The sequence below is a fragment of the Streptomyces tuirus genome (assembly GCF_014701095.1).
Taxonomy (GTDB): Bacteria; Actinomycetota; Actinomycetes; order Streptomycetales; family Streptomycetaceae; genus Streptomyces; species Streptomyces tuirus.
Map to the genome: position 1 here is coordinate 480043 of NZ_AP023439.1, position 20699 is coordinate 500741.

General features: G+C 72.9%; 20 protein-coding genes. 8 read left to right on the forward strand and 12 right to left on the reverse strand.

All coding sequences use genetic code 11. The annotated features are described in order from the left end of the window. Positions 1-26 precede the first annotated feature (26 nt). The 3 genes from IGS69_RS02295 to IGS69_RS02305 all read left to right on the forward strand — a co-directional run bounded on the left by IGS69_RS02295 (position 27) and on the right by IGS69_RS02305 (position 3275). On the forward strand, positions 27-692 hold the full coding sequence (locus IGS69_RS02295) for an HAD family hydrolase (RefSeq protein ID WP_190896453.1): 666 nt from the start codon (positions 27-29) through the stop codon (positions 690-692). A gap of 166 nt (positions 693-858) precedes the next feature. Continuing rightward, positions 859-2040 (forward strand): FUSC family protein, encoded by a 1182-nt coding sequence (locus tag IGS69_RS02300; RefSeq protein WP_190904350.1) that lies wholly within the window; start codon positions 859-861, stop codon positions 2038-2040. 206 nt (positions 2041-2246) lie between these two features. Further along, positions 2247-3275 carry an SDR family oxidoreductase gene (locus IGS69_RS02305; RefSeq protein WP_190896455.1) on the forward strand — a complete coding sequence of 343 codons (1029 nt, stop codon included), beginning with the start codon at positions 2247-2249 and terminating at the stop codon, positions 3273-3275. Positions 3276-3470: 195 nt separating this feature from the next. On the opposite strand, the gene IGS69_RS02310 is transcribed toward IGS69_RS02305, so the two are convergent. Both IGS69_RS02310 and IGS69_RS02315 read right to left on the reverse strand, forming a co-directional pair. Next, positions 3471-3746 carry a hypothetical protein gene (locus IGS69_RS02310; RefSeq protein WP_190896457.1) on the reverse strand — a complete coding sequence of 92 codons (276 nt, stop codon included), beginning with the start codon at positions 3744-3746 and terminating at the stop codon, positions 3471-3473. A gap of 61 nt (positions 3747-3807) precedes the next feature. Beyond that, entirely contained in the window at positions 3808-5097 is a 1290-nt protein-coding gene (locus IGS69_RS02315; protein WP_190896459.1) for an ROK family transcriptional regulator, read from the reverse strand. 220 nt (positions 5098-5317) lie between these two features. Between IGS69_RS02315 and IGS69_RS02320 the strand changes: the two genes are divergently transcribed. From IGS69_RS02320 to IGS69_RS02335, 4 genes are all read left to right on the forward strand, one after another. Next, complete coding sequence (locus tag IGS69_RS02320) at positions 5318-5812, forward strand: FBP domain-containing protein (protein ID WP_190896461.1); 495 nt, start codon at positions 5318-5320, stop codon at positions 5810-5812. A 110-nt stretch (positions 5813-5922) separates the two neighbouring features. Next, on the forward strand, positions 5923-7176 hold the full coding sequence (locus IGS69_RS02325) for an FUSC family protein (RefSeq protein WP_190896463.1): 1254 nt from the start codon (positions 5923-5925) through the stop codon (positions 7174-7176). 47 nt (positions 7177-7223) lie between these two features. Then, positions 7224-8387 (forward strand): hypothetical protein, encoded by a 1164-nt coding sequence (locus IGS69_RS02330; protein WP_190896465.1) that lies wholly within the window; start codon positions 7224-7226, stop codon positions 8385-8387. 147 nt (positions 8388-8534) lie between these two features. After that, positions 8535-9722: a lactonase family protein gene (locus IGS69_RS02335; RefSeq protein ID WP_190904351.1), complete on the forward strand. Its 1188-nt coding sequence runs from the start codon at positions 8535-8537 to the stop codon at positions 9720-9722. Here the strand turns inward: IGS69_RS02335 and IGS69_RS02340 are convergent. Both IGS69_RS02340 and IGS69_RS02345 read right to left on the reverse strand, forming a co-directional pair. Beyond that, positions 9690-10418, reverse strand: a complete 729-nt coding sequence (locus IGS69_RS02340) for a DUF2470 domain-containing protein (protein ID WP_190896467.1) — start codon at positions 10416-10418, stop codon at positions 9690-9692. The genes IGS69_RS02335 and IGS69_RS02340 overlap by 33 nt on opposite strands. Before the next feature lie 84 nt (positions 10419-10502). Then, positions 10503-11111 carry a TetR/AcrR family transcriptional regulator gene (locus tag IGS69_RS02345; RefSeq protein ID WP_190896469.1) on the reverse strand — a complete coding sequence of 203 codons (609 nt, stop codon included), beginning with the start codon at positions 11109-11111 and terminating at the stop codon, positions 10503-10505. A gap of 109 nt (positions 11112-11220) precedes the next feature. Here IGS69_RS02345 and IGS69_RS02350 point away from each other — a divergent pair, with 109 nt between their 5' ends. Continuing rightward, positions 11221-12717, forward strand: coding sequence for a cytochrome P450 (locus IGS69_RS02350; RefSeq protein WP_190896470.1), 1497 nt, complete (start codon positions 11221-11223; stop codon positions 12715-12717). On the opposite strand, the gene IGS69_RS02355 is transcribed toward IGS69_RS02350, so the two are convergent. From IGS69_RS02355 to rhaS, 8 genes are all read right to left on the reverse strand, one after another. After that, entirely contained in the window at positions 12679-13521 is an 843-nt protein-coding gene (locus IGS69_RS02355) for a pentapeptide repeat-containing protein (protein ID WP_190896472.1), read from the reverse strand. The genes IGS69_RS02350 and IGS69_RS02355 overlap by 39 nt on opposite strands. A 30-nt stretch (positions 13522-13551) precedes the next feature. Continuing rightward, positions 13552-14463 (reverse strand): RNA polymerase sigma factor SigJ, encoded by a 912-nt coding sequence (gene sigJ, locus IGS69_RS02360; protein ID WP_190896474.1) that lies wholly within the window; start codon positions 14461-14463, stop codon positions 13552-13554. A 33-nt stretch (positions 14464-14496) separates the two neighbouring features. Continuing rightward, positions 14497-15231, reverse strand: a complete 735-nt coding sequence (locus IGS69_RS02365; protein ID WP_190896476.1) for a PIG-L deacetylase family protein — start codon at positions 15229-15231, stop codon at positions 14497-14499. A 50-nt stretch (positions 15232-15281) separates the two neighbouring features. Continuing rightward, entirely contained in the window at positions 15282-16583 is a 1302-nt protein-coding gene (locus IGS69_RS02370) for an alpha/beta fold hydrolase (RefSeq protein ID WP_190896478.1), read from the reverse strand. 118 nt (positions 16584-16701) lie between these two features. Next, positions 16702-17727: a LacI family DNA-binding transcriptional regulator gene (locus tag IGS69_RS02375; protein ID WP_190896480.1), complete on the reverse strand. Its 1026-nt coding sequence runs from the start codon at positions 17725-17727 to the stop codon at positions 16702-16704. 85 nt (positions 17728-17812) lie between these two features. Then, positions 17813-19237: a BNR repeat-containing protein gene (locus IGS69_RS02380; RefSeq protein ID WP_190896482.1), complete on the reverse strand. Its 1425-nt coding sequence runs from the start codon at positions 19235-19237 to the stop codon at positions 17813-17815. 16 nt (positions 19238-19253) lie between these two features. Further along, entirely contained in the window at positions 19254-19574 is a 321-nt protein-coding gene (locus IGS69_RS02385) for an L-rhamnose mutarotase (RefSeq protein WP_190896484.1), read from the reverse strand. A 17-nt stretch (positions 19575-19591) separates the two neighbouring features. After that, positions 19592-20674 carry a rhamnose ABC transporter substrate-binding protein gene (gene rhaS, locus IGS69_RS02390; RefSeq protein WP_190896486.1) on the reverse strand — a complete coding sequence of 361 codons (1083 nt, stop codon included), beginning with the start codon at positions 20672-20674 and terminating at the stop codon, positions 19592-19594. Positions 20675-20699 lie beyond the last annotated feature (25 nt).

Sequence of the window (20699 nt, forward strand, 5' to 3'; positions counted from 1 at the left end):
CCGCCGGAGAGGAAGGGACCGCACCTATGGTAAGCGAGGGACGGGCGGCCGTGTTCGACGTCGACGGCACGCTGGTCGACACCAACCATCTGCATGTCGTGGCCTGGTGGGAGGCCTTCCGGCAGGCGGGTCACGAGGTGCCGATGCACGCCATTCACCGGGCCGTGGGCCTGCCGTCGACCGACCTGGTCGCCCATCTGCTGGGCGAGGACCGGGACACCGGCCAGGACGCCGGCATCAGCGCCGGGCACCTGGCGCTGTACGGGCAGTACTTCGACCGGCTGCCCGCACTGCCGGGGGCCGGGGACCTGCTGCGGCGGCTGCACCGGGACGGCTGGACGGTGGTGCTGGCCACCTCGGCGAGCGGCGCGGAACTCCGTGCGCTGCGCCGCGCCATCGACGCGGACGAGGCCATCGCCGCCACGGCCAGCGCCGACGACGTCGCCGAGGGCAAGCCGTCCCCCGAGCCGGTCGAGCACGCCCTGGAGCTCGCCGGGGTCCCGGCGGAGCGGGCGGTGTTCGTCGGCGACACCGTGTGGGACATGCTCGCGGGCAGCAGGGCCGGGGTGCGCTGCCTGGGCGTCCTGTGCGGTGGCATTCCGCGCGCCGATCTGGAGGACTCCGGCGCGGACGCGGTCTACGCCGACCCCGCGGATCTGCTGTCCTCCCTCGGTGACGGCCCGCTGGCGTGAAACGACGTGAAACCCCCGGTCACGGGGATACCCGCAGCGCATGACGCGTGTGACGAGTGCCGTACAGCGGGCGGCGGGAGCCTTCCGCGGACGGAAGGACGACGAAAGGGACACCGGGGCCGCCTCGAACGGGCGGCCCCGAGGAGCACCGACGGCACAGGGGCGGATGCGCGACCTGGAACAGGGGGCGCGTCGCGTACGGCCGGTGGATGCCGTACGGCGCGACACACGGGGCGCCTGGAACGCCGTACGAGCGGCGTGGCGCGGGCCGGGCAGGGAGCGGGACCTGGTCGTCCAGTCGCTGAAAGCGGCCGGGGCGGCGGTGCTCGCCTGGCTGGTGGGCGGCGTCTGGATGGGCGATCCGCTGGCGCTGATGGCGCCCTGGGTGGCGCTGGTGCTGGTGCAGGCCACGGTCTTCAGTTCGCTCGTGCAGGGGGCGCGGCAGTTCGGGGCGATCTGCGTCGGCACGCTGGTGGCCTCGGGAGCACAGGCCATCACCGACGACACGACGGGCGCGCTCGCCCTGTCGATACCGGTGCTGATGCTGCTGGCGAACTGGCCCCGCTTCGGCGACCAGGGCATCTACGCGGCCACCACGGCCCTGTTCACCATCTCCTCGGGCATGGTCAGCCTGTCCGCCGTCGGGCACCGGGTGGGGCAGGCCGCGATCGGCGCGGTCATCGGCGTCGCCGTCAACGCGCTCGTGCTGCCGCCGATCCATCTGCGGGACGTGCGGGAGAACCTGGCGGCGCTCGCCCGGGAGGCCGGGGACGTGCTGCACACGGTCGCCGGCGATCTGCGCGAGGGCGAGTGGGACGCCCAGACCGCCGCCGGCTGGGTCGGCGCCTCGAACCGGCTGGACCACCGTCTGAAGGCGCTGCGTTCGGCGCGCCGGTGGAGCCAGGAGAGCCTGCGCCTGACCTACGCCCCGCTGCGCGCCCTGCACCGCGTGCCGCACGGGGGTGTCCTGCCGTCGGTGGACGAGGACGACCGGCTCAGCCGGGTGACCGGGCACGTCGCCACGCTGACCCGGGCCCTCGCGGTGTCCGTGGACGACAAGCGGACGCCCGCCCCGCCCGAGGGCCCGGCCCTGCGCTCGTACGCGCGTCTGCTGGAGCTGGTCGGGGACGCCCTGTTCGCGGAGGCCGACAGTCTGCTCGAGGGCGGTGTGACCGCCCGGCCTGACGAGGAGACCGAGAAGGCGATGCGGGAGCTGCACGAGGAGTTGCAGGACGGGCTGCGCCGGCACGCCGGGGAGGGGGCCGCCCACACCGCCGTCCTGGGCACGTTGGTCCTCCAGGCGGAGAACCTCTGGACCGAGGTCGTCCCCGGCGATCAGGAGCAGTGACGCAGCTCACCGAGCAGGTGGGCCGCGCGCGGAACACCCCAGTGTGGTTGCCCGTTGAACAAGGCGTGGGTCCGGACAGGACCCCCTGAGCCGCCCCGGCCGTGATTCCCCCGTCCGGCCGGGGCTTCCCTTTGCTCACGTGCAAGACGCGCCACCTGGGTACTCGGTCACCTCTCGCGGAACCACGCGGCCGAGAGGAGCGCAAGGTGAGCAGCGCAACGGGCATGAGAGTCGTCGTCACGGGCGCCACCGGAAACGTCGGCACGAGCGTGGTGCGCGCCTTGTCGGAGGACCCGGAGGTCGCCTCCGTGCTGGGCCTGGCCCGGCGGATCCCGGACTGGTCGCCCCCGAAGACGGACTGGGCCGCCGTCGACCTCGCCTCCGAGCGGTCCGATCTGGTGGAGCGGTTCGCGGGCGCCGACGCGGTGGTCCATCTGGCCTGGGCGTTCCAGCCGACGCACGACCCGGCCGCGACCTGGCGCACGAACGTCCTCGGCAGCATGCGCGTCCTCGAGGCGGTCGCCGCCGCGGATGTGCCGGCGCTGGTGCACGCCTCGTCGGTCGGCGCGTACTCCCCCGGTCCGAAGGACGAGGCCGTCGACGAGTCATGGCCGACGCACGGCTGGCCGGGTGCCGCGTACTGCCGGGAGAAGGCCTATCTGGAGCGTGCGCTGGACACGTTCGAGCGCGACCGGCCCGAGACGCGGGTGGTGCGGATGCGGCCCGCCTTCCTCTTCCGGCGGGAATCGGCGAGCGAGCAGCGCCGCATCTTCGGCGGCCGCTTCCTGCCCGGCCCGCTGGCCCGACCGGAGCTGCTGCCCTTCCTTCCCGACGTCCCGGGGCTGCGGGTGCAGGCCCTGCACACGGACGACGCGGCGAACGCGTACCGGCTGGCGCTGCTTTCCGGCGTGCGGGGCGCCTTCAACCTGGCGGCCGACCCGCCGGTCGACGCCCGGCTGCTGGGCGAGATGTTCGACGCGCGCCCGGTGCGGCTGCCCCGCACGGCGGTCCGGTCGGCGATCGCCGCGGCCTGGGGCCTGCATCTGCTGCCCGCCTCTCCGCACTTGTTCGACGCGGTGCTGCGGCTGCCGCTGATGGACTGCACGCGTGCGCGCACGGAACTCGGCTGGCAGCCCGAGCACACCGCCCCTGAGGTGCTGGAGGAGTTCCTGCTGGGCCTGAATGAGGGGGCGGGGGCGCGTACGGAGCCGATGCGGGGACGCAAGGTGGGCTGAGCGGGGCGCACTTCCGGCGGCCCGGGCGCACTCCCGGCGGCTCGGGCGCTCTCTCCAAGGCGGCCCGGGCATACCGCTCCCCGTGATCCGGACCTTCTCCCGGGCGGCCCGGGCGTGCCGCTCCGTGATCCGGACATGCCCGAGGGCCGCAGCCGACCCCCACAGCCGGCTGCGGCCCTCGGTGGGATGCCCTCCTCAGGCGGAGGGCTCGTCAGGCACCGGGTGCTCGGTCTGATCCGTTCCCGAGCGCGGTGCTCCTCGCCGGCCCGTCCCCGCTTCGTCCGTGTCGGGGACGTCGTCGGCGGGCTCGTCGGTCTCGTCGTCGTTCTGCCGCGTGTCGTTGCCGTCGGTGCCCGTGAAGCGCGGGGCGACCTCCCACGGGTCCTCGCCGTCGTCGGCCTGCTGGTCCGGCATGTCCCGCGGGATGGGCTCACCGTTCTCACCGGGTCCTTCGAGGCGGTGGTCGGTCACGGCGTGCTCCCTTCTGTGGTCCGGGCGTCACGCGAGTACCTCCGCGGTGATCGGCGAAACCTCAGCGCGGCGTCCGCTCCTGAAGTGCCGTGCGCCAGGCCGGGACCGGGTACTCCGGTGCCGGGTCGGGGCGCCGTCCGCCGCGGGCGAAGAAGTCGGCGAGCGGCAGGATCGCCGCGCCGATCGTCACCGCGTCGGGCCCGAGCCTGCCGAGGTCGACGGTCACCTTCCCGGCGGGGTGGCGCAGCGCGTACGACATGGCGTGGCGGCGTACGGCGGGCAGGAACCGCGAGCCGAGCGCCAGGCCCGCCCAGCCGCCGATGAGGATGCGCTCGGGCTGGAAGAGGTTGATCAGGTCGGACAGGCCCGCCCCGAGGTACTCGGCGGTCTCCTCCAGGACGGCCAGCGCGACGGGGTCGGCGGCGGCGCCCTCGGCGGGGTGGGCCGCGGCGAGCATCGTGGTGAGGGCGGTCTCCTCGTCGGTGCCGTCCGGGACGCGGCCGCCCTCCTCCCGCCAGCGGGCGAGCAGCGACTCGGCGCCCGCGTACGCCTCCAGACAGCCGAGCGCACCGCACCGGCAGCGGCGGCCCCGCACGCGCACGGTCAGATGCCCCCACTCGACGGCGCGGCCCTGGTCCACGTCGGGGGTGACGAGGCTGGCGCCGACGCCGGAGCCGAACAGCACCACGACGGCGTTGCGGGCGCCGCGTCCGGCACCGAACCACATCTCGGCCTGGCCCAGCGTCTTGGCGCCGTTGTCGATGAAGTACGGGACGGTGTCCGGCAGCGGGGAACCGGCGCGCAGCAGGGCCTCCAGCGGGACGGCGTCCCAGCCGATGGTCTGCCCGTGCACGAGTGCGCCGCGGTCCGCGGTGCGCTCGACGATGCCGGGGACACCGATGCCGACGCCGAGGAGCCGCTCGGGCGCGAGGCCGGCGGTGTCCAGGACTTCGGCGATGCCCTGGCGGATGTGGTCGACGATGGCCTCGACCTCGTACCGCTGCGGCGACAGCGGGCGCTCGACGCGGGCGAGTTCGGTGAGGGTGAGGTCGAAGAGCTCGACGCGGACCCGGGTCTCGCCGACGTCGACGCCGATCATGTGGCCGCTGCCGGGCGCGACCCGCAGCAGGGTGCGCGGGCGGCCGCCGTCGGAGTCGACGCTGCCGGCCTCCTCGACCAGCCCGTCGGCGACCAGGTCCGCGACGACGTTGCTGACGGAACCGGAGCTCAGGCCGGTGACCGGGCCGAGTTCGAAGCGGCTGAGCGGGCCGTCGAAGTAGAGCCTCTGCAGCACGGCCGTGCGGTTGGCCCGCCTGAGATCGCGTACCGTGCGCCCGTTCCGCGCCGCCATGTGACTCTCCTCGCATCCCCTGTCCGACCTGCAACATACCGTCGGGGCCGGGCCCGGCGCGACATTCTCCAACCCTTATTTCACGATGTGATCTAACAGCCGGGCCGACAGGGCGGGTGACGGAAATCCGCTGGCCCCTCGCGTCACTCGTGTCTAACCTGACCTGGCCCCCAGAACCTAGACCCCCTAGGTTTCGCGACGATCACTCTCAGGAGCCCCCGTGCAGCCGCTCACCGAGCAGGACATCCGCGCCTCTTTCATCAACTGCTCCAAGGGCGAGGCCAAGCGCCTGGCCGTGCCCCGGGACCTCGACGAGCGTCCCTGGGCCGATCTCGACTTCCTCGGGTGGCGTGATCCGGGAGCGCCCGACCGGAGCTATCTGGTCACCGGGCGGGCTGGGCGGCTGGTGGGCGTGTCGATGCGGTTCCAGGCCGCGCAGCGCGGGTTCCTGCAGCGCAGCATGTGTTCGCTGTGCCTGACGACGCACCCGCGGGGCGGGGTCGCGCTGATGACGGCACGGAAGGCGGGAGCGGCCGGACGCGAGGGCAACTCCGTCGGGGCGTACATGTGCACCGACCTCGCCTGCTCCCTGTACATCCGCGGGAAGAAGGCGCTCGAGGCCGGGTCCCGGTTCGAGGAGAGCCTCACCGTGGAGGAGCAGATCGAGCGGACCACGGGCCGTCTGGCCGCCTTCCTCGACAAGGTGTACGCCTGATCCCCTCGGTCGCCCGTGGTTTGCCCCGGCGCTAACGTCCTTCATGAGCGTCCTTCATGGATGTGTTCGACGGATGCGTTCGATGCGCCGGGAAGGGGAACAGCCCCAGGATGCGAGAGGTAAGTGAGTGGAGGGCGCCCGCCGAGCGGATCGTGAGGAAGCGTCGTGATCCCGTGGTCGTCCAGACGCTGCGGTCCGCGTTCGCCGCGACGATCGCCTACGTCATCGCGCTGCGCCTGAGCCCCGAGCCGGCCCCTCTCACCGCCCCCCTGACGGCGCTGCTGGTCGTCCAGGTGACCCTGTACGCCACGATCACCAACGGCTTCCGGCGGGTGAACGCCGTGGTGACCGGCGTCCTCGTCGCCATCGCGTTCAGCCTGCTGGTGGGCCTGACCTGGTGGAGCCTCGCCCTGCTCCTGCTGGCCTCGCTGGTGGTGGGTCGGCTGGTCCGGGTGGAGGAGTACGTCCCCGAGGTCGCGATCAGCGCGATGCTCGTCCTCGGCGTGACCAGCGTCGGGGAGTACGCGTGGGCGCGGGTGGTGGAGACGCTGATCGGCGCGGTCGTCGGGCTCGCCTGCAACCTGCTGCTGGCCCCGCCGGTATGGGTGGAGGAGGCGGGCGAGTCGATCGACGGCCTGGCACGCCGCCTGCGGCAGCTGATGCTGCGCATGGGCGAGGGGGCGGCCCGCGGCACACCCGTGGACCGCGCGGAGATGCAGCTGCACGAGGCGCGCCGGCTGGACCACGAGATCGTCGAGGTGGACGCGGCCCTGCGGCAGGCCGAGGACAGTCTGCGGCTCAACCCGCGCGTGCACGACAGCGTGCTGCACCGGGTCGTGATGCGCACCGGCCTGGACACGCTGGAGATCTGCACGGTCGTCCTGCGGGTACTCGCCCGCTCCCTCACCGACCTGGCGAAGGCGCGGGCACCCGAGCCGCTGTTCGAAGCCGAGACGGGCGCCGCCCTGGAACAGGTGCTGTCCGAGATCGCCGACGCCGTGGTGAGTTTCGCGGTGCTGGTCACCACCCACCTCAGCGCGAGCGCGGAGTCGGCGGAGGAGCGTCTCGCCACGGAACTGCGCACCGCTGCGGGCACCCGCGACAAGCTGGCCCTGCTGCTGCGCGAGGAAGCCGAGCGCAACCCCGATCACTGGCAGCTGCCGGGAGCCGTGGTGACGGAGGTCAACCGCATCCTCGACGAGCTCGACACCGAGCACCGCACCCGGCGCCTGTTCGAGGAGCTGGACCGCGTGTCGCGCGAGCAGCGCGCCCGGATGCCCCGTCTGACGCAGCTGCGGGAGCGGCTCGGCGTCACGGAAGAGCTGTGGCGGAACCGCGCGGGGTTCGAAGGGCGTTCTCGCTGAGGGGAACGCCGGCAGGGGGCCGGCACCCGGATGCGAGGAGCGGGCCGATGGCCGACACGACCGTGCGGATCGACGGGAACACACTGCGGCTGCCGGGCGGGGTCGCGGTGCGGTTCATCCGCACCCTGCGCCTGCCGGAGAGCGGCACCCATCCGCTGCCGCCCGGTCTCGGGGAGTTCCCGGTGCGACGGGTCGCGGACTACGCGGACAGGGTTCCCGAGGCGTGGCGGGCGCGCGGCGGTGTGATGCTGCCGGTGTATCTGCGCGAGGCGATGTGGCTGAGCTTCGCGGGCACCTCGGAGCCGGCCGCGCTCCAGGTCGGCGTCGGAAAGGTATGCGCGGTCTCGGGCCGGCCCTGGAGCGACCGCCCGGGCCGCGGCCCGCAGAACTATGTGGTGCTGCCCCGCCAGCCCTGGCTGGACGGCATCAACTCCGGCACGGGCACGGTCCGGCAGTTCGTGGCCGTGCCGCTCGGCCTGGGCGCCACCGTCGAGGGGCAGGTCACGGGCGAGGAGGTGTGGGGCGGCGTGCAGTTGCAGTCCTTCGCGCTGACCGACCGGGCACTGGCGCGGTGGCGTGAGGAGGAGCGGCGGCGGCAGGTGCCCCCGGCTCCCGCACCGCCGGGCGGCTACGGCGCCGCGACGCCGACCGCGTTCGGCGGCCCTGCCGCCGGTGGGTACGGTGCGCTCGCGCCCGGTGCCTACGGCGCCGCGATGCCGATGGCGGCCCCGCCGGCGCCGGGCGCCGTCCCGGCACCCCCCGCGACCGGTGCGGCCCCGCCGGCCCCCGGTGCCGCGCCCGCGGCACCGGCGAGCGCTCCGCGCGCGGCCGCCGCCATGGGTCTGGGCGTCGGCGGTTCCATGCGGCAGGAGGTCTACCAGGACGACCGGCCGCTCTCGGACTGGTCGCAGCGGCCGGCGGGCCGGGTCTTCGTGCATCTGGTGACGCCGCCGGAGTGGCGCCGCACCACCGGCGAGGCAGCGCCGCCGTCGCCGGTGGACCGGGCCGCGTACACGAGGGCGGGCCTGCCCTGGTTCGACTACTACGACGACGAGGCGCAGGACCTGGCCCCCACCGACACGCTCCAGTCCGTGAAGCCGGTCGGCGACTGGCTCGGCGACGACCACGAGCCCTGGCAGCCGCCCACGCCGGGCCAGACGCGGCAGCTGAAGGACGCCCCGGGCAAGCCGGTCGAGGACGGGGACTGGTGACCGGCCCGGGGCGGGTCCCGGCCGGACTGCCGGACCGCCGGGGCGGGTTGCTTCTCACGCAACGCCCCCGGCCGTGGTTGCACGCGGGGGCCGGGAAACGCCAGGGTGGCTGTCACGACGGGGACCGGTGACGACCTGAGGGGCGACATGGACAGTGGTGGCTGGAGCAGGCGCCGATTCGTCGGCGCACTGGCGGGCGGGACCGCCGCGGCGGCGCTGCCGTCCTGTGACAACGCGCCCGCGCCCGCGACGACTCCGGCCACCGCCCCGGAGCCCACAGCGTCGCGGGAGGCCCGCCGCCCCTCCGGGCCCCGCCCGCTCTACCTCGGCACGTACACGTCCGTCGAGGGCGGCGGCAAGGGCATCGGCCTGGCCACGTACGACGCGGCGACGGGCCGGATCACCGGCACCGGCACGATCCCCGGCGTCGGCGACCCTTCGTATCTCGCGATCCACCCGGACCGCGGCACGCTGTACGCGGTGGACGAGCGCGACGACGGCGCGGTGACCGCCGTCCGGCTGTCCGACCGGAAGGTGCTGGGCAGCCGGAGCACCGGCGGGGCGGCGCCCTGCCATCTGTCGGTGCATCCGGGCGGGCGCTGGCTGCTCAGCGCGAACTACGGCTCGGGCAGTGTGGCCGTGCATCCCATCGACGCCTCGGGCGCTCTCGGTGAGCGCACCGACCTCGTCCGGCACACCAGTCCGCCGCCCGGCCCCGGCCAGGAGGGCCCGCACGCCCACCAGTTCGTCACCAGCCCGGACGGGGGCCATGTCCTCGCCGTCGATCTGGGCACGGACACCGTCTACACCTATCGGCTGGACGAGAGGGCGGGCACGCTCACCGAGGTTTCGCAGGCGCACACCCGGCCGGGCGCCGGCCCGCGCCACCTCACGTTCCACCCGGACGGCCGGTACGCCTATCTCGCCAACGAGGCCGACAACACCGTCGCGGTCTGCTCGTACGACAAGGCCTCCGGCCGGGTGACCGTGGGCGAGGCGCAGTCCACGGGCACGGGTTCCGGCACGAACTACCCGGCGCAGATCCTGGTGACCGCCGACGGCCGCCACGCCTATCTCGCCAACCGCGGCCACAACAGCCTCACCCGCTATGCCGTCGAGGCGGACGGCGCCCGGCTCCGGCTGCTGGACACGGTGCCGGTGGGCGGCGACTTCCCCCGGCAGATCGCCTTCTCGCCGGAGGGCACGCTGCTCTTCGCGGCGAACCAGAAGTCCTCCACCGTCACCGTCTTCCACGTGGACGAGGCGAACGGCGCACTGCGGCGCGCTGGAGAATCGTTCCCCTCACCCGTCGCCGTCTGTGCGCTGCCGCTGTAGGGCCCGCGGGCACGACGCGGCCGTGGCCTGGCCGAGCAGGATGTGCATGCGCTCGGTGAGCTGCGCGACGTCGTCCGCGGGGGCGTGGAAGGCGAGGCGTACATCGCCGTGCGTGCGGGCGCGTTCGATGCGCAGCGTCAGTCCGTGCCGGTCGACGGCGAGCGGCTGGACGCGGACCGCGCCGTGCAGGCTGTCGGAGTCGACGAGCCGGGTGAGCCGTTCGACGGCGTCGGCGTGGCAGTCGGCGAGATGGGTGAGCAGCCGGGCCTCTGCCGTGGTGAGCGGGTCGGGCACGGCGGTGGCGAACTCGTCGAGGTCCACGACCACGGAGCCGGACGGCTGGCGCAGCACGACCCGCGTGGGCGTGAAGACGAGCCGCTCCCCCTGGACGGCGAACCAGCCCGCGAGCCACAGCCGCGAGCGGATCCGGCCCCGGACCGGGACGGGCGCGGCGTCGGCGAACTCCAGCACGGCGGACGGCTCGCCGCGGGGCGCGCAGATCGCGGCCGCGAGCAGGGCGCTGTCCTCCGGCACCTCCACGACCACCCGGCCGTCCTCGCCCACGGTGTGCGCGCCGACCAGCTCCTCCCGCGTGCCCTCCGCGGTCACGGAGCAGGACCACGCGGCGGCGAGCACCGACCGCGCCCGCTCCGCCGCGGCGGGAGCCGCCGTCCAGCTGTGGCTGTCGTCACCCATCCCAGACCTCCTTAGGTAAGCCTCACCTAACCTATCGAAGATCGGGGTGCACGCCAACCACGGCACATGCTCTTTTCAGACGTCTCAGGGTGTGAGAACGCCGAGCAGGGCGCGTGTACACAGCTCGCGCACCTGCTCCCTGCCCAACTCCGTGCCGCGCAGCCACTCCAGGCAGACGGCCGTGGTGAACGCCAGCCAGCCGCGCACGGCCAGCCGGACCTCCGGCCGCTCCTCGAAGTCGGGCCCGAATTCCGGGTCCGCGGCGAGCGCGGCGAGGATCTGCCGCTCCTGCGCGGCCAGCGCACGCTGGTAGACCCGCCGGACCGCCTGGTCCCCGGCCGCGTCGGCGCGGTGGAAGGCCCGGTAGCCGTGCGCGTGCGCCTGGACGTACTCCAGGAACGTCCCGAGACCGGCCGCGAGTTGTTCGCGGACCGGCACGCCGGGCACCGCCGCCGTCATGCGCAGCATGCGCTCGCTCTCACGCTCGACGACCGCCGCGAAGAAGTCCCGCTTGGTCGGGAAGTAGTGGTACAGCAGCCCGCGTGACACCCCGGCGATCTCGGCGACCTGCTCGATCCACACATCGTCGTAGGGGCTCTCCGAGAACAGCCGCGCCCCGACCGACAGAAGCTGCTCCCGGCGCTCCTCGGTGCTGAGCCGGCGACGCGTGCGCCCGCCCTGGTTCGCGGCCATGCCCGCACTTTACTTGACGTCGGTTCAACAACCGGATCAGACTGAACCGCGCTATTGAACCCACGTACAACACGTGCGAACCCGCCGCAGGACCAAGGGAGATCGCGTCATGACCCAGGCGCCGATACGGACCGGTGAGCCCAAGGGTTTCCGGAGTGCCGAGCTGGGCTGGCCGGAGCTGGACCGCATTCCGCATCCGCCGCGCCGGATCCCCCTGCTGGGTGACGTGGTGGGCGTGAACCGGAGCACTCCCCTTCAGGACTCCCTGCGCTACGCCCGCCGGCTGGGGCCGGTGTTCCGGCGGAAGGCGTTCGGCAAGGAGTTCGTGTTCGTGTGGGGCGCCCGGCACGCGGCCGACCTCGCGGACGAGTCGCGGTTCGCCAAGCACGTGGGGCTCGGCGTGGCCAATCTGCGGCCGGTCGCCGGGGACGGTCTGTTCACGGCGTACAACCACGAGCCGAACTGGCAGCTGGCCCACGAGGTGCTCGCGCCCGGGTTCAGCCGCGACGCCATGGCCGGCTACCACCCGATGATGCTGGACGTCGCCCGGCGGCTGACGGAGCACTGGGACACGGCGGCGGCGACCGGCCGGGCGGTGGACGTGCCCGGCGACATGACCAAGCTGACGCTGGAGACGATCGCGCGCACCGGCTTCGGGCACGACTTCGGGTCCTTCGAGCGCTCCCGGCCGCATCCCTTCGTGACGGCGATGGTGGGCACGCTGACCTACGCACAGCGGCTCAACACCGTGCCCTTCCCACTGGCTCCGCTGCTGCTGCGCAGCGCGACCCGCCGCAACGCGGCCGACATCGCCCACCTCAACGACACGGTCGACGAACTGGTCCGGGCCCGGCGCGCCACGGGTGGCGGCAACGGGGATCTGCTCGACCGCATGCTGGAGACCGCCCACCCCGAGACCGGGGAACGGCTGGCGCCGCAGAACGTCCGCCGTCAGGTGATCACCTTCCTCGTCGCCGGGCACGAGACCACCTCGGGCGCGCTCTCCTTCGCCCTGCACTACCTCTCCCGCCACCCCGAGATCGCCGCCCGCGCCCGCGCGGAGGTGGACCGGGTCTGGGGCGACACCGAGGAGCCCGCCTACGAGCAGGTGGCCCGGCTGCGCTACGTCCGCCGGGTGCTGGACGAGTCGCTGCGGCTGTGGCCGACCGCGCCCGCGTTCTCCCGGGAGGCCCGGGAGGACACGGTGCTGGCCGGGGAGCATCCGATGCGGCGCGGGGCCTGGGCGCTGGTGCTGACGCCGATGCTGCACCGGGACCCCGAGGTGTGGGGCGCGGACGCGGAGCGGTTCGACCCGGACCGCTTCGAGGCGCAGGCCGTGCGGTCGCGGCCCCCGCACACCTTCAAGCCGTTCGGGACGGGCGCGCGGGCGTGCATCGGCCGCCAGTTCGCGCTGCACGAGGCCACGCTGGTGCTCGGTCTACTGCTGCGGCGCTACGAGCTGCGGGCCGACCCGGCCTACCGACTGCGGGTGACGGAACGGCTGACGCTGATGCCGGAGGGCCTCAGGCTGCGGCCGGAGCGCCGCACGGCGGTGCCGGAGCCGGCCTCAGACCCGCGCTGTCCAGTGCCCGGGGCGGGTGACTGATCCGGGCAGCCGGGTCCCGGCACTCCCGCGGGCCGCGTTCAGCTGCGGCTGGGTGAGGAAGAACGCCCCGGTCAGGTCCGCGTCCGTGAGGTCGGCGTCGCGCAGGTCGGCACCGATCAGATCGGCGCCCCGCAGGTCCGCGCCGGTGAGGTCGGCGGCGATGAGGTAGGCGCCGCGGAGACTGGCACCGCGCAGGTCGGCGCCCTTGAGGCGGGCGCCCATGAGGTCCGCACCCCGGCGGTCCTTCCGGCGGCCCTTGGTGCCGGCCCGGGCCAGCTCGCTCGTCCTCAGCAGCAGGACGTTGACCTCCTGGCGGTGCGCCGCGACGTCAAGCCCGGCGAGCTCCTCGGGCGTTCCGGCGGTCAGCTCCTCGGTCTTCGCGCGGGCCTTGCGCAGCTCGGCGTGGACGGGACGGGCCGCGGGCAGGGCGAGCGCCTCGGTCAGGTACCACAGCAGCTCGTGCAGCTGCCGGACCACCGGGAACACCTCGAACATGCGGCGGGCCCGCTCCGGCGGCCCGGTCCGCCAGTCCTGCCCGCCGAAGGTGAGCTGCGAGACCTGCTGCCCGGCGCCGAAGCAGTCGTAGACCGTGCAGCCGGTGAATCCCTGCTGCCGGAGCCTGGCGTGGATGCCGCAGCGGTGGTCCTCGCGGAGGTTGCGGCAGGGCGTGCCGGCGGCCTTGTCGACCGCGAAGTCGGCCGAGGCGGCGAAGGGCAGGGCGACGCAGCACAGCCCGAAACACCGCTCGCAGTCGCCGCGCAGTTCCGCCCGCTCGGCCTGATGATCTCCCATGCCGTTCAGCATACGAAATGACAGGTCATCGGTCGGGTGCGGTCAGCCCGCGCCCCCGGGCGCCGCCAGCCGTTCCAGCCGCTCGGGGTCGGCCAGGATGTACAGGCCGGTGATGCAGCCGTCGGCGATCGTCACGCCCATGACCGACTGGATGCGGCCCTGCGACGTGTTGATCATTCCGACCGAGCCGTTGACCAGCACCAGCTGCGCGGACCGTGCGAACGGGGCGAACATGAGCGCCTGCTCCGCCACCGCCTTCGCGCCCCGGACCAGCTTGGAGGCGGCCGCTCCGCGTACCAGGGCGCCCGAGTCGGCCCGCAGCAGCACATCCGGGTGCAGGAGGGCCACCAGCGCCTCGAAGTCCCCCGCGCGCGAGGCGGCCAGGAAGGCGTCGAGCACCTGCTTCTGCAGGCCGAGGTCGGGCTCGTTCGACGGCGTCGCGCCGCGCACCCGGCGCCGCGCGCGGCTCGCCAGCTGCCGGGTCGCGGCGGCACTGCGCTCCACGATCGGCGCGATGTCGTCGAACGGCACGGCGAACATGTCGTGCAGCACGAACGTGAGCCGTTCGTCGGGCGCCAGGTTCTCCAGCACGACGAGCAGGGCCAGGCCCACGGAGTCGGCCTGGAGCACCTCCTCGGCCGGGTCGATGTGCGACAGGGGCCGGAGCACCGGGTCCGGGACGAAGGCCCCCACGGTCTCCTGAGTGTCGCCCATCGGCTCCTCGCGGCGGGCGGTGCGCGAGCGCAGCATGTCCAGGCAGACCCGGCCGGTCACTGTGGTCAGCCAGCCGCCGAGGTTCCGGATGTCGTCCGGGTCGGTGCGGCTGAGCCTGAGCCAGGCCTCCTGGATGGCGTCCTCCGCCTCGGAGAGCGATCCGAGCATGCGGTAGGCCACCGCTTTGAGGTGTCCGCGGTGCTCCTCGAACCGGCGGGCCAGTTCCTCGCTGCCTGTCATGGTCTCCCCCGTCGTCTGCCGGTCAACCGCTGATCATCTGCTGAACAGTTCGAACGCCACCGCCGGCCGGCCCCCGAACCGCTCCCCCGTCCTCTCGGCGTGCTGCGTCAGAAAACCGCGCACGTACGTCTCGGGGTCCTCGCTGGTCAACACCTCGATGTAGGTGCGGTGTTCCAGCAGGGAGCGCACCGCCCGCTCCAGGCCGGGCGTCGCGTCGACGGCGTGTGTGGGGGTGCTGGATCCCGCGACGGCGACCCAGCGCACGCCGTCCCAGGGGTCGAGGCCCTGCTCGACGAGCTCGGGGAAGATCCACCGGTTGCCGGCGTCGCCGGCCGCGTCGAGCGTGGCCCGGCCCACGGCCACGTGGTCCGGGGTGTTCCAGGCGACGCCGCCCCAGGTGTCGCGGTGGTTGAGCGTGATGACCAGCTCGGGCCGGTGCCGGCGGATGGCGGCGGCGATGTCGCGGCGCAGGGCGATGCCGTACTCGATGACCCCGTCCTGGTGGTCGAGGAACTCCACCTCCGACACGCCGACCACCGCCGCACTCGCCCGCTGCTCCCGCTCGCGCAGCGGCCCGCACCGCGCGGGCTCGAGGGTGTCGATGCCCGCCTCGCCCCGGGTCGCGAGCACATAGGCGACCTCGCGGCCCCCGTCGGTCCAGGCCGCGATCGCCGCCGAGCAGCCGTACTCGAGGTCGTCCGGGTGCGCCACGACCGCGAGGGCACGCCGCCAGTCATCGGGCATGGGCTGCAGCTGAGTGGTCGTCATGCCCGCAGACTAATCCGCGCCACCGACATCACCGGGCGTACGGCACGGCATCAGGCCTCGCCCCGTACGAGCGCCAGCAGCCGGTCGAGGACCCGGGGGCCGCCGGCGCGGATGCCGTCGTGCTCGAACTCGTCCGTGATCCAGGTGCGCAGGCCCTGGATCGTACGGGCGGTGCGCAGGGAGTGGGCCGTGTCGACGTACATGTCGTCGTGGTAGACGGCGGCCACCACCGGCACGGTGTTGGCGGCGAGCCGGGCGGGGTCGTACAGGGGCGTCCAGTCGGTGCGGGCGGCCAGCAGCCCGGCGGTCTCCCGCAGCGGGCGCAGCGCCGGGTCGCAGTCGAACATCCAGGGGTGAATCGATTCTCCTGTGAACAGCAGAGGCTCGTCGCCCGCGAGGGCCTTGGCGGCGTCGAACTGCGGGAACTCGGCGCGGACCCGCTCGGCGGACCAGGCCGTGGGCCGGGCGTCCTGGCCGTAGATCGACTCGTGGACCAGGGCGTACAGCGGGTGGCGGGCGTAGGAGAGCATGGCCTGCACCTGCTCCTGGAAGGCGTCGGAGAGTGTGGAGCCCTGCGGGGTGCGGACGAAGGCGTTCTCCAGGAGGTAGTGGAGCCGGTGGGTGCCGTCACCGGTGCCGAGGGCGATGCCGAGGGACTGGAAGGCCTCGACGGTGAGCCGGTAGCCGTTCGGCAGGACCACGTCCTGGTGCAGCAGGTGCTCGGCGATGTGGCGGGCGCGCTCGGCGTCCTGCGGATAGCGGGCGTAGTGGGCGGCGACCTTGCGTTCGATGCGGGGGAAGGCGGCCCGGTAGACGTCGTCGGCGTGGGCGTCCAGCGAAGGCAGGCCGCCGGTGATCACGGCCGTCGCCAGGCCCTCGGGGGCGAGGGACAGATAGCTGGTGACGCAGAAGCCGCCGAAGCTCTGGCCGAGGACGGTCCAGGGCTTGCCGCCGGTGAGCTCGGCGCGGATGGCCTCGCAGTCGCGGACGATCGCGTCGGCACGGAAGTGCGTGAGGTAGCCGGCCTGCTCGGCAGGGCCGCCGCGCAGCGGGAGCGTCTGGCGGTTGGCGGGAGTGCTGTGGCCGGTGCCGCGCTGGTCGAGCAGCAGGACGCGGTACTCCTTCAGGGCCCGGCCCAGCCAGCCCGGCCGGCCGACGGAGCGGTCCGCGCCGAAGCCGGGGCCGCCCTGGAGGTAGAGCAGCCATGGGAGATCCTGGTGCGCCTTGTCGCTCGCGACGACCTCGCGGGCGTACAGCTCGATCGTCTCGCCAGCGGGGCGGTCGTGGTCGAGGGGGACGGTGAAGCGGCGGTCGGTGAGGACGACTCCGGGCTGGCGGTAGCTGACGGTCAACAGGGCTCCCGGGACGGACGGATTTTCGGACCGCGTCCCAGTTCATCACAGCGATCGTTCGCGGGTGAGCCCTTCGATCATGAAATCTTGCTGAACGACCGTTCAGGCTCGTTCGGGCTCAGCGGGCGGACAGGCTGGAGCGGCGGACCACCAGCTCGGGCTGGAGGACGACCCTGCGGTGCTCGTGGGCGCGCGCCGCGCCCTCCTCCTCCGTCTCCTCCAGGAGCAGGTCGGCGGCCATGGCTCCCATGGTGACGGCGGGCTGCCGCACCGAGGTGAGCGGGACGGCCGCGGCGGCGGCGAACTCGATGTCGTCGTAGCCGACGATGGCGAGGTCGTCGGGGACGCCGACGCCGGCCGCGTACATGGCCTGCAGAACGCCGAGGGCGAGCAGGTCGTTGGCGCAGAACACGGCGGTGGGCCGGTCGGCCAGGCCCAGCAGCCGGGCCCCGGCGTCACGGCCGGCGGCGACGTCCAGCCGTTCGGTGGGCAGCTCGCGCAGCGCGTCGGGGCCGAGACCGGCCTCGGCGAGCGCCTCCAGGGCGCCCGTACGCCGGTCGCGGACCTGGTTGAGGCCGGGCGGGCCGCTGACGTACGCGAGGGAGCGGTGCCCGGCGTCGACGAGGTGGCGTACCGCGAGGGCGCCGCCGGCCACGTCGTCGACGGAGACCGAGCACTCGGTGGTGCCCTCGGCGACCCGGTCGACCAGGACGAACGGGATGTTGTGCCGGCGGAACGCCTCGATGTTGCGGCCGGTGGCGTCGGCCGGGGTGAGCAGCACGCCGCGCACCCGCTGCTCGGCGAAGAGCGACAGGTACTCGGCCTCCTCGCCCGGGTTCTGGTCGCTGTTGCAGACCATCACACCGAGTCCGGCCCGGCGGGCGGCCCGCTCGGCGCCGCGCGCCACGTCGACGAAGAAGGGGTTGCCCATGTCGAGGACGAGCAGCCCCATGATGCGGCTGCGGCCCGCGCGCAGCTGGCGGGCGGACTCGCTGCGGACGTAGCCGAGCCGGTCGATCGCGGACAGCACGCGGGCCCGGGTCTCGGTGGCGACCGTGTCCGGGCGGTTGATCACGTTGGAGACCGTGCCGACGGAGACTCCGGCGACGCGGGCGACGTCCTTGATACCCACCGACTGGGCCATCGGGCAGGGACCTCCAGAGGGGAGACGAGGGGGCGGCCGGGGCGGGCTCACGTTACCGGCAGGCCGCCCCGGGAACCGGATGCGGTCAGGCGGGCAGACGGAAGTCCGTCACGTGCAGCCCCGAGGGCGTCGTGCCGCTGGATTTCTCCTGGTACATGAACGACAGCACCCCGTCCTGCGCGACCCGCGTCTCGTCGATGACGACCTCGCCGAAGGCGTTGAGTCCGCTGCCGTCGAAGAGGATCCTCCAGTCCGTGTACCCCGAGGCGGCGGAGGCCGCGGCGATCCGGCCGAACGGGAAGACCGCGTACGCGTTGTCGTACCTGTCCAGGACCAGCTTGGTGCGCTGGCTGGAGTTCAGCGGGACCGGTATCTCGGTCTTCTGCCAGGTGCCGGCGGCGTTCTTGCGGACGTGGAAGGCGCGGCCGTTGGCGGTGCGGTCCGCGACGTAGTTCGTGGTGCACTGGCCGAACCGGCCGGGTACGTAGGAGATGATCGCGTGCGGCCGGCCCGCGGAGTCGGTGAACTGGCTCTCCTGGTTCATCAGGGAGTGGTCCGGGTCGAGCGGGTCGATCACCAGGCCGGCGTCGGTCACGGACACCTTGTCGGAGCCGCCCGTCACACCCACGACGGTCCCGGCGTCGTTGCGCCAGGTGCGGCCGCGGTCGTCGGAGTAGACGTAGCCGGTGTCGTGGTTGGTGATGCCGCCGCCGTCACACATCACGGCGCCGTTCTGCTCCCGCCAGGTGAAGAAGGAGTGCAGGCGCCCGTTCCGGTCGTAGTCGATGCCGTGCAGGTACATGTTGCGGGCCGTCGAGGAGCCGTGCTCGCTGGTGTACGTGCCGGTGGAGGCGGACCACTCGCCGAGGTCGGTCCACTTGGTGCCGTCGTACTCGGCGAGGGCGTTGCGGCCGTTGCCGGAGACGGCGGCGCGGTAGCTCAGCTGGAGCCTGCCGTCGGGCGTCGAGACGAACTGCGGATAGGTGAACTGCGAGGTGAGCGCCACCCCGTCCAGGGTCGCCCGGGGCGCCCCGAAGCGGCTCGCGGTCCAGCTCAGCCCCGCGGGGTCGTACATGAGTCCGGCGACGGACTTGACGTAGGTGAAGCCGTCGCTGTGGGAGTCCATGGTGAGGTGCAGCCGGCCGTCGACCTTGGAGACGCCCATGGAGATGACGTTGTGGGAGTCGTTCGCCTTGAGGGTGTGCCCGACCTTCACGGTGGACCAGGTGTTCCCGCCGAGGACCCTGCGGCCGACGACGGCGTTCCGGTCGGCGGTGTACCAGACGGCGTACTGGTAGCCCTTGTAGGTCAGCAGGCCGTTCTTCTGGAACGCGTTGTTGTTGACCAGACCGTCGTACGACACGAAGAAGATCGCCTGGCCGTCGAGCGTGGTGGTGCCGGTCCGGGTGACGGAGGGGCCGGGGTCGGCGGCCCGCGCGGTGCCGGAAGCGAGGGCGGGGGTCACCACCGCTCCCGCGAGGGCGGCGGCCAGCAGCGTACGTCTGTGCATTTCGTGGACTCCATGGTCATGCCAGGTGGAACACTTCGGTGAGCGGTTTCATGGCCGCGTCGGGCCGGGCGCCGTCCAGCGACTCGAAGAACGGCGCCATCTCCGCCTGCCAGCGGGAGTTGACGTCGGTGGCTGCCATGGCGGTCCGGGCGGCGGCGAAGTCCTCGGTCTCGAGGTAGCCGACGAGCAGTCCGTCCTCGCGCAGGAAGAGCGAGTAGTTGTGCCAGCCGGTCTCCGAGAGTGCGTTCAGCATCTCGGGCCAGACCGCGGCGTGCCGCTCGCGGTACTCGTCGAGGCGCTCCGCCCGGACCTTCAGCAGGAAGCACACGCGCTGCATCAACGACCTCCCGGGGTCTAGAAGTTGAACTGGTCGATGTTCTTCGCGTCGAACACGGTCGGCTTGCCGAGGCTGATCACGCCGTCCTTGCCGATGGTGTACTCGCCCATGGAGCCGGCCCTGAAGGTCTCGCCCTCCTTGCCGGTGATCTGCCCGGAGGACAGGGCGACGGCGGTACGGGCGGCCAGCTCTCCGAGCTTGGCCGGGTCCCACAGCTCGAACGCCTCGACGGTGCCGTTCTTGACGTACTTGCGCATGTCGTTCGGGGTGCCGAGGCCGGTCAGCTTGACCTTGCCCTTGTACTTGGAGCCCGACAGGTACTGGGCGGCGGCCTTGATGCCGACGGTGGTCGGGGAGATGATCCCCTTGAGGTTCGGGTACTCCTGGAGCAGGCCCTGGGTCTGCTGGAAGGACTGCTGGGCGTCGTCGTTGCCGTAGGCGGTCTTCACCAGCTTCATGTTCTTGTACTCGGGCTTCTTCAGCTCGTCCTTCATGAAGTCGATCCAGGTGTTCTGGTTCGTCGCGGTCTGCGCGGCGGACAGGATCGCGATCTCGCCCTTGTAGTCGATCTGCTCGGCGAGCAGCTGCACCTCGGTACGGCCCAGGTCCTCGGCGGAGGCCTGCGAGACGAAGGCGTTGCGGCAGTCGGCCGTGGTGTCGGAGTCGTAGGTGACGACCTTGATGCCGTTCTTCATGGCCTGCTTGAGCGCGGTGCACAGCGCCCCCGGGTCCTGCGCCGACACGGCCATCGCGTCGACCTGCTGCTGGGTGAGCGTGTTGACGTAGGAGACCTGCCCGGCGGTGTCGGTCGCGCTGGACGGCCCGACCTCCTTGTAGCTGGAGCCCAGCTCCTTCAGCGCCTTCTCGCCACCCTTGTCGGCGCTGGTGAAGTACGGGTTGTTGACCTGCTTGGGCAGGAACCCGACGGTGAGGCCCTTCTTGGTGGCCGCGTTCGGGTCGGCCTTGCCGGCGGTGGCGGCGCTGCCGCCCTCGTTCGCGACGTCCTTCTTGGTGGTGCCGCCGCAGGCGGTGAGGGCCAAGGCGAGGGAGGTGGCCGTGGCGAGGGCAGCACAACTGCGGCGGAGAGTCGACTTACGCATGACGGATTCCTTTTGAAAGAGGTTG

Coding starts and splice junctions, on each gene's coding strand:
- IGS69_RS02355 (WP_190896472.1), bottom strand. CDS start 13,521: ATGCTGAACGGCATGGGAGATCATCAGGCCGAGCGGGCGGAACTGCGC.
- IGS69_RS02385 (WP_190896484.1), bottom strand. CDS start 19,574: ATGCAGCGCGTGTGCTTCCTGCTGAAGGTCCGGGCGGAGCGCCTCGAC.
- rhaS (WP_190896486.1), bottom strand. CDS start 20,674: ATGCGTAAGTCGACTCTCCGCCGCAGTTGTGCTGCCCTCGCCACGGCC.
- IGS69_RS02295 (WP_190896453.1), top strand. CDS start 27: ATGGTAAGCGAGGGACGGGCGGCCGTGTTCGACGTCGACGGCACGCTG.
- IGS69_RS02340 (WP_190896467.1), bottom strand. CDS start 10,418: ATGGGTGACGACAGCCACAGCTGGACGGCGGCTCCCGCCGCGGCGGAG.
- IGS69_RS02325 (WP_190896463.1), top strand. CDS start 5,923: ATGCGAGAGGTAAGTGAGTGGAGGGCGCCCGCCGAGCGGATCGTGAGG.
- IGS69_RS02375 (WP_190896480.1), bottom strand. CDS start 17,727: ATGGCCCAGTCGGTGGGTATCAAGGACGTCGCCCGCGTCGCCGGAGTC.
- IGS69_RS02350 (WP_190896470.1), top strand. CDS start 11,221: ATGACCCAGGCGCCGATACGGACCGGTGAGCCCAAGGGTTTCCGGAGT.
- IGS69_RS02345 (WP_190896469.1), bottom strand. CDS start 11,111: ATGGCCGCGAACCAGGGCGGGCGCACGCGTCGCCGGCTCAGCACCGAG.
- IGS69_RS02300 (WP_190904350.1), top strand. CDS start 859: ATGCGCGACCTGGAACAGGGGGCGCGTCGCGTACGGCCGGTGGATGCC.
- IGS69_RS02365 (WP_190896476.1), bottom strand. CDS start 15,231: ATGACGACCACTCAGCTGCAGCCCATGCCCGATGACTGGCGGCGTGCC.
- sigJ (WP_190896474.1), bottom strand. CDS start 14,463: ATGACAGGCAGCGAGGAACTGGCCCGCCGGTTCGAGGAGCACCGCGGA.
- IGS69_RS02380 (WP_190896482.1), bottom strand. CDS start 19,237: ATGCACAGACGTACGCTGCTGGCCGCCGCCCTCGCGGGAGCGGTGGTG.
- IGS69_RS02330 (WP_190896465.1), top strand. CDS start 7,224: ATGGCCGACACGACCGTGCGGATCGACGGGAACACACTGCGGCTGCCG.
- IGS69_RS02315 (WP_190896459.1), bottom strand. CDS start 5,097: ATGGCGGCGCGGAACGGGCGCACGGTACGCGATCTCAGGCGGGCCAAC.
- IGS69_RS02335 (WP_190904351.1), top strand. CDS start 8,535: ATGGACAGTGGTGGCTGGAGCAGGCGCCGATTCGTCGGCGCACTGGCG.